An 11,538-nucleotide genomic window follows, 5' to 3' on the forward strand; every position below is an offset into this window, starting at 1 on the left:
CCAATGTGGGTTTATATATAACCAAAAAAGCAGAAGCCCCGTAAGGGACTTGGGGGATTTCTTCTAAAAGATGAATCTTTTGGTACTACATTAAAATATATGGATTCAGATCAATAGAAACGGTTAGGCCCCCTGAAGAAATTTCCTGCTGGTAATTATCCAGGATTTTCTTCAATATTTGGCCAAGTTCCGGCTCCCGCTTGTATTTTATCAGACATTGATACCGATATCTATCATTGATCCGCGGTATCGGGGAAGCAACCGGACCAAGAACTATGCTCTCTGCAGATAATTTTGACTGAATGTACTGCGTGATCTTCTCGGTTACCGAAACAGCCTTCATTAATTCCTCATGACTGACAGTGACAAGGGAAATATAGAAGAAAGGAGGATATCTATGGATTTTGCGGACCATCATTTCTCTATCATAGAATTTATTGTAATCCTGATCCCCAGCCAGCTCTATACTATAATGTTCAGGAGTATAGGTCTGAATGATTACCTCACCCTCCAATTGGTGCCTCCCGGCCCGTCCGCTTACCTGTGTCAGCAGCTGAAAGGTTTTTTCTGAAGAGCGGAAATCAGGCAGGTGCAGCATGGTATCTGCCGATAGGACACCTACTAACGTAATATTGGGAAAATCAAGGCCTTTTGCAATCATCTGAGTCCCAAGGAGAATATCTGCATGCCCTTCCTGAAATTGATCGAGGAGTTTTTCATGTGCACCCTTCCGGCTGGTTGTGTCAACATCCATCCGGATTACCTTCGCTTCGGGAAGAATCTTTGTCAATTCCTCTTCCACTTTCTGAGTACCCGTCCCAAAATAACGGATATGCTCACTTTCACATTCCGGGCATGTATTTGGAACCGCTGCCTCATGGCCGCAGTAATGACATTTCATCTGCTGGCTATAACGATGATACGTCAAAGATATATCACAATGCGGGCAATTAAGGACATAACCGCAGTCCCTGCACATAACAAATGATGAGTGACCTCTTTTATTTAGAAATAATACGATCTGTTCTTTTTTTTCCAGGCGGTCTTTTACTTTTTCAAGGAGCTTCCTTGAGAACATTGACCGGTTTCCTTCGCGCAGCTCTTCCCTCATATCAATAATATCAACAGAAGGGAGAGCCTGATTGTTCATTCTTTTTTCGAGAGTGAGGAGATGGTAAACTCCTTTTTGTGCCCGTGCAAAAGATTCCAATGAGGGAGTTGCACTGCCGAGCACCACAGGACATTTGTGATTTCCCGCTCTTTGGATGGCGACGTCCCTTGCATGGTATCTTGGGTTTTCTTCCTGTTTATAGCTGGTTTCGTGTTCTTCATCAATTATAATGATTCCAAGGTTTTCAAAAGGTGCAAAGATTGCCGAACGGGCTCCGACAACAACCTTGACTTCCTTCCGCTGTATTTTTCTCCATTCATCATACTTTTCTCCTGCTGAAAGACCGCTGTGCATAACAGCCACCTGATCGCCAAACCTTCCTTTAAAACGTTTAACCATCTGTGGAGTTAAAGAGATTTCAGGAACAAGGACAATGGCTTCTTTGCCTTCCTCCAGCACCCGCTGGATGGATTGCAGATAAACCTCCGTTTTTCCGCTCCCTGTTACCCCATAAAGTAAAAAGGTTTCATGACGATTGTATTCAATAGAATTAAGGATAGGGATAATGGCTTTTCTTTGTTCATCGGTCAAAGAGAGCGGATCGGTTCTTTCGAATTTACGGTCTCCAAAAGGATTACGGTAAATTTCTACGTCCTTTCGGCCAATCAGCCCTTTTTGCATAAGACCTTTTATTGTAGAAGAGGTGATGCCAAACATGGAAAATAACTCTTTCTGATCGACCGTTCCCTCTTCCTGAAGAAAATACTCAAGCACTTCCTTTTGTTTAGTTGCATTTCCTGGCAGCTTTTGTAGGTAATCAGCAAGCTCCTCAGAGGGAGCCGCAGCAAACACTTGCTTGGTTTTTTTCTTTTTCACCCGTTCTTTAACCTGATAGATAATTTCAATATTTCCTTTGGATGCTTCCTTTTGAAGAAGTGATAAAGCTCCGCCTTTTACAGCATCATCCCAGGTAATTTCATCGGCATTCCGGAAGATTGCCCATACTTTTTCCGGAAGAAGCTTTCGATCTGCCTTTTCGGACATTACAAGTTTCTTTTCATATTTAGCCTTTAATGCTGCAGGCAGCATAGCCTGGAAGGCAGACACTTTATAGCATAATGTTTTTTCTGTCAGCCATTCCCCAAGAGTCAAAAGCTCCTGGTTGAGGACTGGATTTAAATCCATCGGCTCTGCTATGGATTTTAACTGATGAAAATCCGACTCTTCCTTTAATCCTGTAACAAACCCCTGTATTTTTCTCGGCCCAAATGGAACAACCACCCTCATGCCAGGGAGAATAACACCTATCAGATGAGAGGGTATTTTATAATCAAACGCCCGGTCAGTCTGTTTGGCAGGAACATCGACAATAACACTAGCTATATTCATTCTTGCTCATCCTTTAGCAGCTTCGCAGCTTCTTCAAGAATTTTTTCGGCAACATCCTTCTTGGACATAAGCGGAAGTTTTTCCGATGACCCATCCTTTTTATAAAAGGTAACTATATTAGTGTCCGTTCCAAAGCCTGCACCTTCAGCAGTTACATTATTGGCAACGATCATATCGGCATTTTTCTTCATTAACTTGCTCTTTGCATACTCTTCGACCTGTTCGGTTTCAGCGGCAAACCCTATCAGGATTTGCTTCCTCTTTCTTTGTCCCAGCTCGAACAATATATCCTTCGTCCTTTCAAGCTCCAAAACTTCATCCCCAGGCTTTTTCTTCATTTTATGCGCAGAGGTCTTCTTTGGACGATAATCTGAGACGGCAGCGGTCTTTACGACAATATCGGCATTTTCAAATTCATTTATTGCCGCCTGATACATTTCTTCAGCTGATTCCACCTTTATCAGTGTTAAGCCGGCAGGCGCATCGATTGAAACCGGGCCGGATATTAAGACAACTTCAGCACCTGCAGAGACCGCAGCTTCCGCGATTGCATAGCCCATTTTCCCCGAAGAATGGTTCGTAATATACCGGACTGGATCGATTTTTTCCCTCGTCGGGCCTGCAGTTATGACCACTTTTCGGCCAGTAAACTTAAATCTGGCAGGCTTGAAAAATTCACTAATTGTTTCTGTGATTTTTTCCGGCTCTTCAAGTCTGCCTTTTCCAACATAGCCGCAGGCAAGGTACCCTTCTGAAGGCTCTATGAATCTACAGCCAAAGCAATATAGGGTTTCAATATTTTTTTGGACAGCAGGATGGCTGTACATATGCACATTCATTGCAGGTGCAATCCAGATAGGTGATGTTGCAGCCAAGAGAGTGGTTGTAATCATATTATCTGCAATTCCATTGGCAAGCTTCCCGATAACATTTGCTGTAGCCGGAGCAACAAGAATTAAATCGGCCCAATCAGCCAGGTCGATGTGTGCAATTACTTTCGAGTCTTTTTCATCAAAAGTGTCGGTGTAAACATCATGTCTTGAAAGGGCCTGAAAAGTTAATGGTGCAACAAACTTAGCAGCCGATTCACTTAGGATAACTTTTACCTGTGCCCCGCCCTGTGTCAGCTTGCTCGTTAAGGCTGCAGCTTTATAAACAGCAATTCCACCGGTTACACATAATAATATTTTCTTTCCAGTCAGCATTATATGACCCCACCAATCTAAAAAATAATTCTTCTCTATGAAAAACAGCCTGGCTATCTATTTCTATTTAAAGCCTGGCCATTAATAGCAATTACCTTTCATGATAGTTCAATTATGCAAGAAGAGCAGTGAATTTTCATCTAATAAAACCTCAAACAAAAATAACAACCTTTGGAAAGGTTGTTATTCAGCGATTTCACTCGTATGATTCATTGGCAGTTTTTTCGCCCAGGCGGTAATGAAGCTGGTCTGCATGTATTTCCTCAAGTGCCTTGCCCACATTTTTATGTGATTTATATTTTTCAAGCTGAGGTCTGGCATTAAGCTGAAGCTTGCGGGCACGCTTGGCCGCAACTGAAACAAGTGAATATTTGGAGTCAATCTTTGTCATTAGAGAATCAATAGATGGATAAAGCATATTTATTCTACCTCCAGCATTTTTTTATATTTAGGTTCTACACGTTCCCTGCGGCAGTGTTCAGCTACTACAATGGCTTTTATTCTTTCACAGGCCAGATCGATTTGATCATTCTCTACAACATAATCGTATAAATTCATCATTTCAATCTCTTCTTTTGCTGCATTCATGCGATTGTTGATAATATCTTCTGTCTCTGTCCCTCTCGTCACGATACGGTTCTTAAGCTCTGATAAACTAGGGGGAACCAGGAAAATGAACAGGCCGTCCGGAAATTTCTCGCGTACCTGTCGGGCACCCTGAACTTCAATTTCAAGGAAAACATCTTTTCCGCGGTCAAGTGTTTCTCTTACATAATCAACTGGAGTTCCATAGTAGTTCCCCACAAACTCCGCATATTCCAGCAGCTTATCCTGCCGGATGAGCTCTTCAAACTCCTCACGCGTTTTGAAAAAATAATCAACTCCATTGACCTCTCCCTCTCTTGGGGATCTCGTTGTCATTGAAATAGAATATTCAAAAGCAGTATCAGACTGAGCAAATATTTCTTTTCTTACTGTTCCTTTTCCTACACCTGAGGGTCCGGATAGAACGATCAATAACCCTTTTTCTTTCATTTATAAAATCCTACCCTTCCTCAATAATTTCATCACGGTCATTTAATCGGTGCGCGACGGTTTCCGGCTGGACCGCAGACAAAATAACATGGTCACTGTCCATAACGATAACAGCCCGTGTGCGCCTGCCATATGTAGCATCTATTAAAGAGCCCCGGTCCCGCGCGTCCTGAATAATCCGTTTAATCGGGGCAGATTCGGGACTGACTATTGATATAATCCGGTTGGCTGATACAATATTGCCAAAACCGATATTGATCAGTTTAATTGACATTTGGGTCCTCCAATCATCAGTTATTTAGTTTGACCCGCAGAGACGGAATCTAAACAACTGCTATTCAATATTTTGAACCTGTTCCTTCATTTTTTCCAATAAACTCTTTATTTCAACAACTTCGGCAGCTATTTCTGCACTATTTGCCTTGGAGCCGATTGTATTCGCTTCACGGTTCATTTCCTGCAGAATAAAGTCAAGCTTTCTTCCGGCTGGTTCTGTTAGCTGAAGTGTATGCTCAAATTGACTTATGTGGCTTTGCAGTCTTATTAGTTCTTCACTGATATCAGCTTTATCAGCGAATACCGCTACCTCTGTCAAAATTCTCGGTTCATCCACCTGACCATCCAGAAATTCCTTCATGCGCCTCTGCAATCTTTCCTGGTAAAGCTTTGCAACGGTTGGTGCATACTCTTTCAGTTTGATGACCCGATTGCTTAAAAGACTTAGATGGCTGCGAAGATCTTTTTCCAGCTCATCTCCCTCTGCTTTCCTCATCTGCATTAACTGCAGGCATGCCTCTTCAGCAGCAGAAAGGACCAGCTGGCTCAATTCCTCATTGCCGGCCTCTTTTTCTTCAATCCCAATTAATTCTTCACGTATGACATCCCCGATGGAGAGGTCCGTTTGAATTTGATACTTTGCTTGAATTGCAGTTATGTATTGATAATATTCATCTAATAGTTCCCAGTCAACATTTACTTTTCGGCTGGCCAGGCCATCGCCGTCAATAGTGATAAAAACCTCAATTCTCCCTCTTTTGATATGCCTGTTAAGCTTTTTCTTTATTTTGTCTTCAATATGCATCAGCTGTCTGGGCATTCTTATCTGAAATTCGGAAAAGCGATGATTTACAGTTTTTATTTCAACCGTAATGGAGCATTGCCCGGAATCTTTCTTGCTTCTGCCATAACCAGTCATGCTTACTGCCATTTTTCACACTTCCTTTTGGGAAAAGCACAGCTCGTAAAAAGCACTTACTTTCAGTCAGCGGCATGGTGCCTGTGCAGTTTATGTATAAAAATCAAGTAGTGATGGAGATTTATATGTTTGCGCAAAAAAGAAAGGTAATAGAGATCTTCTCTACTACCTAAAGGATTATAACATATTTTATTTTGTTTTTCTTGCCAAAAATGTGCCAGCCAGTAAAAATGTTGGAATGGCTGAGAGCCCTGTAATCATAAACCAGTCGCGGAATTCTATAGGGACTGTGTGAAATATTGGCTGAAGAGGAGGATAGTATATGACAACCAGCACTAAAGCCAGGGAAGAGATGACTGCCCAGACTAAATATTTATTGCCAAATGGATTTCTTGAGAACACAGACTTTTCACTTCGGCAATCAAATACATGAATCAGCTGAGCCATTACCAATGTGGCAAACGCCACTGTCTGTGCATACGCAAGATGATCCGGATTGGCCCGGTAGGCAAAAATAAACGCAAGTAATGTCACAAGTCCGATTAAAAAGCCTCTTGAAACCACTTTCCAGCCAAGCCCTCTTGAAAAGACGCCTTCCTTAGGGCTCCTTGGCTTTCTTTTCATCACATTCTCCTCGGGCTGATCAAGGCCCAGGGCCATTGCCGGAAGTCCATCTGTAACAAGATTCACCCAGAGAATCTGAATTGGAACTAATGGCAGCGGAAGGGCTAGAAGCATAGCAAACAGCATTACCAGAATCTCACCAACATTTGATGCAAGCAAATACCTGATAAACTTGCGGATATTTTCGTAGATATTTCTTCCTTCTTTTATCGCGGCTTTTATAGTAGCAAAATTATCATCCAGCAATACAAGTGCAGATGCCTCTTTAGCAACATCTGTGCCTGTGATGCCCATTGAAATGCCGATATCTGCTGCTTTAATTGCTGGCGCATCATTAACACCATCACCTGTCATGGCGACGATATGACCTCTATTTTGAAGAGCCTTGACAATTTTCAATTTATGTTCAGGCGATACTCTGGCAAATACAGCAACATCCTCAACTACATCTTCAAGGTTTTCTACAGACATCTCTGCCAGGTCTTTGCCTTGAAGTACTTTGGAGCCTTCTGTTAAAATACCTAATTGTTTTGCAATGGCTTGTGCTGTAATCACATGATCTCCTGTGATCATGATCGTTTTGATTCCTGCTTCCCTGCATTCCTTTACTGCTTCTTTAACCTCCGGCCTCGGCGGGTCAATCATCCCCTGGAGCCCGATAAAAGTTAATCCCTTCTCCGCCTCTTTTTCATCCAGAATGACATTTTTTGACGGGATTTCTTTATAGCCTATCGCGATTGTTCTTAATGCCTGTGATGCCAGGTCTTCTATGGCTGCCTGAATTTCACCTGAAAGCTCCCTCGAAAGAATCTGCCGCCTTCCCTCCCAAAGAACTGCTTCACTTTTCCCGACTAAGACATCAGGAGCACCTTTAGTAACAATGAATTGCCTGCCATTATGGTCCTTCACCACAACACTCATCATTTTTCTGGCAGAGTCAAACGGAAACTCATTAATAATCTGAAATTGATTTAGCAGACTGCTCCTGTTATAGCCGCCTTTCATGGCAGCTACAAGGAGAGCACCTTCAGTCGGATCACCATCAATCACAAACTCACTATTTTTCTGCTGTATTTCCGCATGGTTGCACAGCATGCCAAACATAAGCATCTGCTGCAGCGCTTTATCACTTTTCGGATCAATTTGGCTGTCATTTCTATAAAACTGCCCCTGCGGCTCATACCCGACACCATCTACTCTCCATTCTTTCCCTCCGCTCCAGAGATGGGTGACGGTCATTTTATTCTGGGTCATGGTTCCGGTTTTGTCTGAACAAATAACAGACGCACAGCCAAGTGTTTCGACGGCAGGCAGCTTCCGTACGATTGCCTTTTTCCTTATCATCCTTTGAACACCAAGTGAGAGCGCCACCGTCACAATGGCCGGCAGCCCTTCGGGAATTGCCGCAACAGCCAATGAGACACCTGCAAGGAACATTGTATATAATTCCTGTCCCTGCATTACACCTGCTGCAACAACGAGAACGGTTAGAAAAATCGCTGCCGTAATGAGAATTTTACCGAGCTGTTCCAGCCTCCGCTGAAGCGGTGTTGTCATGGTTTCTGCATTTTGCAGCAAATCTGCAATTTGGCCCATAGCGGTATTCATCCCTGTTCCGACAACCACACCCAATCCGTTGCCGCGGGTCACCATTGTACCCATAAATGCCATATTTTCCATATCGCCAATAGCAAGGTTAGGTGTTTTCAGAGAGCCGGTCCTCTTTTGAACAGGCAGTGACTCTCCCGTTAAGGCAGATTCCTCAATTTCAAGGCTATTGGATTCTACTATTCTTACATCAGCTCCCACTCTGTCACCAGTGGAAAATTTCAGCAGATCCCCAACAGCTACTTCTCTTGAGGGAATCTTCCTCCATTCCCCATCTCGAAGCGCAAGGACCTGTGGAGCAGATAACTCTTTTAGTGCACTTAGTGACTTTTCTGCTTTCCTTTCCTGAAAAAAGCCCAGAAACCCATTTATGATTACAATTGCAATAATGGCAATCGCATCAATATATTCACCAAGCAGCCCCGAAATCAAGGTGGCAGCTAATAAAACAAGAACCATGAAATCCTTAAATTGACTAAAAAATAAGAGCAAAGCAGACTGCTTTTCTCCCTCTTTCAATTCATTTAAGCCATATTGCTTGTGGCGTTTTTTTACATCTTCTTCAGTTAAGCCTGCCTTAATGTCTGTATTTAAGGCTTGCTCAACCTCCCTTTCGTTCATTTCATGGAACTTCATCCGGACATCACACTTCCTCCTTTGTGGTTTGAGAAAAGCCATAAAAGCCTCCGGTGCAGGGATTAAGAACCGAAAAAATCCCGGAAGCACTCACAGCCAGACTTTCAGAGAATCCGCCAAATGGCAGACTATCCTTTTCTGCTAAATCAAGGCAGAGTTGTCCAATCTCACTCTAAAGAAAGCATATTCATCCCTGTCCAAAAAAATGCTATTATTATTAGAAAAGCGGAAGCGCCTTGCCCACCCCCGACAAGCACAAGACGGGGCTGCCGAAAAGGCGTCCTTTGCCTTTTTGGAAGATCCGGCTTGTGACCTCGAAGGGGTAGGCGCTGGAGCTAGACAATTATCGAAGTACAAAGACATAATTTTAGCCCTATTAGAAAAGCGGAAGCGCCTTGCCCACCCCCGACAAGCACAAGACGGGGCTGCCGAAAAGGCGTCCTTTGCCTTTTTGGAAGATCCGGCTTGTGACCTCGAAGGGGTAGGCGCTGGAGCTAGACAATTATCGAAGTACAAAGACATAATTTTAGCCCTATTAGAAAAGCGGAAGCGCCTTGCCCACCCCCGACAAGCACAAGACGGGGCTGCCGAAAAGGCGTCCTTTGCCTTTTTGGAAGATCCGGCTTGTGACCTCGAAGGGGTAGGCGCTGGAGCTAGACAATTATCGAAGTACAAAGACATAATTTTAGCCCTATTAGAAAAGCGGAAGCGCCTTGCCCACGAAGGAATGCAGACTAAAAACGCCACGACCAATAGCTGCCGCTTTTGGTCGTGCGATGTATCGCTGCCGCAGCTATCCTTGTCCTGCGGCAACGTCTGCATGACCTTCATCATCCCACCTTGTTACCTCGAGGGGGCATAGGCATAGGAGGCAGACAGCTTCAGAAAAACGGTAGCTCTTGCAAAAAGTAAGCATTAAAACTTGATTTAATTCAATAAATGAAAGAATAATGTATATCTAGTTATTTTAAAAAGAAGAGAGTGTTTCAATATGTCATTTGATGGTTTGTTCACAAGAGCTATGACGAAAGAGCTTATAGATACTATAAAGGGCGGGAGAATCAATAAGATTCAGCAGCCATATAAAAATGAAATCATTTTAGTTGTGAGGGCAAATGGTAAAAATCACAGGCTTTTGCTGTCTGCCCATCCAAGCTATGCGAGAGTCCAGCTTACAAATGAATCACATGAAAACCCTTCAGAGCCTCCTATGTTCTGCATGCTTTTAAGAAAGCACCTGGAAGGCTACATACTTGAAGATGTACATCAAAACGGGCTAGACCGTATTATGGTGTTTGAGGTAAAAGGCAGGAATGAGATTGGCGATACATCCTATAAACAGCTGATTGTTGAAATTATGGGCCGGCACAGCAATATTACGCTGGTGGATAAATCCCGCAACATCATTCTCGACAGCATCAAACATGTTTCCTTTGCCGTTAATAGCCATCGTGCGATTTTGCCGGGACAGGAGTATATTCTCCCTCCGTCTCAGGACAAAATGAATCCTTTTGAAGCGGATGAAGAAGCTTTACTGCGCAGAATTGATTTTAACAGCGGGAAAGTTGATAAACAGCTTGTGGCAGGTTTCTCCGGAATCTCACCGCTCTTTGCAAAAGAAGTGATTCACCATGCCGGTCTTGTTAACAGGACAACTCTTCCTAAGAGCTTCCAGTATTTTATTGATTTGCTTAAAGACCATAGCATAAGGCCGGCCATTACAGCAGGGGAAAACAAAGAAAGCTTTTATCTATTTCCCCTCCAGCATATAAAAGGCCAAAGCAGTCTATTCAGTTCCCTGAGTAAAATGCTGGACAGATTTTATTTCGGTAAAGCCGAAAGAGACCGCGTAAAACAGCAATCCAATGATCTTGAACGGTTCATCGTAAATGAGAAAGAAAAGAATGAGAAAAAAATTGAGAAATTGAAAAAAACCCTTCATGAAGCTGAAAGTGCCGATAAACATCAACTATACGGGGAATTGATCACAGCAAATATTTATGCGATTCAAAAGGGAATGAAAGAAGCGGAAGTCATCAATTATTACGATGAAAATGGAGCTTCAGTTGTGATTCCTTTAGATCCTCAGAAGACACCTTCAGAAAATGCACAAAAGTATTTTACAAGATACCAAAAAGCAAAAAATGCCGTAATAGCAGTTAAAGAGCAAATTAAAAAAGCAGAAGAAGAAGCGGCATACTTTGAGTCTCTCCTTCAGCAAGTAGAAACGGCATCAACAAGAGACATTGCCGAAATAAGAGAAGAACTCACTGAAGGCGGTTATATTCGTGAAAGGCAGAAACGGGGAAATAAGAAACAGCAGAATCTTAAGCCTGTTCTTGACCGTTATATTTCCAGCGGCGGAACGGAAATTCTAGTGGGTAAAAACAACAAACAGAATGATTACTTAACGAACAAATTAGCCGCAAGGGATGAAATCTGGCTGCATACAAAAGATATCCCCGGTTCACATGTGGTGATCCGAAGCAAGGAACCGGCAGAAAATACAATTCTTGAAGCAGCATCACTTGCAGCTTACTTCAGCAAAGCACGGAATTCCAGTTCCGTACCTGTTGACTTCACCCAAGTCAGACATGTGAAGAAACCAAGCGGAGGAAAACCTGGATTTGTCATATATGACAATCAGCAGACGGTTTATGTTACCCCTGATGAAGAACTGGTGTTGTCTTTGAAACAAAATCTTTAAATAATTGAAAAAAGCAAGCTCTGATGCT

The 11,538-nt window shown here is 42.9% G+C and carries 9 protein-coding genes; 2 read left to right on the plus strand and 7 right to left on the minus strand.

Annotation, left to right across the window (positions count from 1 at the left end; translation table 11 throughout):
• Positions 1-85: 85 nt before the first annotated feature.
• The 7 genes from priA to NSQ49_RS03835 form a co-directional block, all read right to left on the minus strand.
• The gene (gene priA, locus NSQ49_RS03805) at positions 86-2,500 is read right to left on the minus strand and encodes a primosomal protein N' (RefSeq protein ID WP_251282813.1); all 2,415 of its coding nucleotides are present in this window, start codon (positions 2,498-2,500) and stop codon (positions 86-88) included.
• Complete coding sequence (gene coaBC, locus NSQ49_RS03810; RefSeq protein ID WP_251282812.1) at positions 2,497-3,705, minus strand: bifunctional phosphopantothenoylcysteine decarboxylase/phosphopantothenate--cysteine ligase CoaBC; 1,209 nt, start codon at positions 3,703-3,705, stop codon at positions 2,497-2,499. Before coaBC ends, priA begins: the two co-directional genes overlap by 4 nt.
• A gap of 196 nt (positions 3,706-3,901) precedes the next feature.
• Entirely contained in the window at positions 3,902-4,123 is a 222-nt protein-coding gene (rpoZ, locus tag NSQ49_RS03815) for a DNA-directed RNA polymerase subunit omega (RefSeq protein WP_048007924.1), read from the minus strand.
• Between the two features lie 2 nt (positions 4,124-4,125).
• A complete protein-coding gene (gene gmk / locus NSQ49_RS03820; RefSeq protein ID WP_159862613.1) occupies positions 4,126-4,740 on the minus strand; it encodes a guanylate kinase in 615 nt (204 codons plus the stop codon).
• A gap of 10 nt (positions 4,741-4,750) precedes the next feature.
• Positions 4,751-5,014 (minus strand): extracellular matrix/biofilm regulator RemA, encoded by a 264-nt coding sequence (gene remA, locus NSQ49_RS03825; protein ID WP_026585597.1) that lies wholly within the window; start codon positions 5,012-5,014, stop codon positions 4,751-4,753.
• A gap of 60 nt (positions 5,015-5,074) precedes the next feature.
• Positions 5,075-5,947: a YicC/YloC family endoribonuclease gene (locus NSQ49_RS03830; protein WP_159862612.1), complete on the minus strand. Its 873-nt coding sequence runs from the start codon at positions 5,945-5,947 to the stop codon at positions 5,075-5,077.
• Positions 5,948-6,124: 177 nt separating this feature from the next.
• On the minus strand, positions 6,125-8,803 hold the full coding sequence (locus NSQ49_RS03835; protein ID WP_251282811.1) for a calcium-translocating P-type ATPase, SERCA-type: 2,679 nt from the start codon (positions 8,801-8,803) through the stop codon (positions 6,125-6,127).
• 157 nt (positions 8,804-8,960) lie between these two features.
• Between NSQ49_RS03835 and NSQ49_RS03840 the strand changes: the two genes are divergently transcribed.
• Together NSQ49_RS03840 and NSQ49_RS03845 are read left to right on the plus strand one after the other, a co-directional pair.
• Entirely contained in the window at positions 8,961-9,665 is a 705-nt protein-coding gene (locus NSQ49_RS03840; RefSeq protein WP_341070391.1) for a hypothetical protein, read from the plus strand.
• Positions 9,666-9,794: 129 nt separating this feature from the next.
• Positions 9,795-11,510, plus strand: a complete 1,716-nt coding sequence (locus tag NSQ49_RS03845; protein WP_341070392.1) for an Rqc2 family fibronectin-binding protein — start codon at positions 9,795-9,797, stop codon at positions 11,508-11,510.
• Positions 11,511-11,538 lie beyond the last annotated feature (28 nt).

Source organism: Cytobacillus sp. FSL R5-0377, assembly GCF_038004385.1.
In the GTDB taxonomy this organism is placed as follows: domain Bacteria; phylum Bacillota; class Bacilli; order Bacillales; family Cytobacillaceae; genus Cytobacillus.

Excerpts from the sequence above, each read along its gene's own strand:
- priA (WP_251282813.1), bottom strand. The coding sequence starts at position 2,500 with ATGAATATAGCTAGTGTTATTGTCGATGTTCCTGCCAAACAGACTGAC.
- coaBC (WP_251282812.1), bottom strand. The coding sequence starts at position 3,705 with ATGCTGACTGGAAAGAAAATATTATTATGTGTAACCGGTGGAATTGCT.
- rpoZ (WP_048007924.1), bottom strand. The coding sequence starts at position 4,123 with ATGCTTTATCCATCTATTGATTCTCTAATGACAAAGATTGACTCCAAA.
- gmk (WP_159862613.1), bottom strand. The coding sequence starts at position 4,740 with ATGAAAGAAAAAGGGTTATTGATCGTTCTATCCGGACCCTCAGGTGTA.
- remA (WP_026585597.1), bottom strand. The coding sequence starts at position 5,014 with ATGTCAATTAAACTGATCAATATCGGTTTTGGCAATATTGTATCAGCC.
- NSQ49_RS03830 (WP_159862612.1), bottom strand. The coding sequence starts at position 5,947 with ATGGCAGTAAGCATGACTGGTTATGGCAGAAGCAAGAAAGATTCCGGG.
- NSQ49_RS03835 (WP_251282811.1), bottom strand. The coding sequence starts at position 8,803 with ATGAAGTTCCATGAAATGAACGAAAGGGAGGTTGAGCAAGCCTTAAAT.
- NSQ49_RS03845 (WP_341070392.1), top strand. The coding sequence starts at position 9,795 with ATGTCATTTGATGGTTTGTTCACAAGAGCTATGACGAAAGAGCTTATA.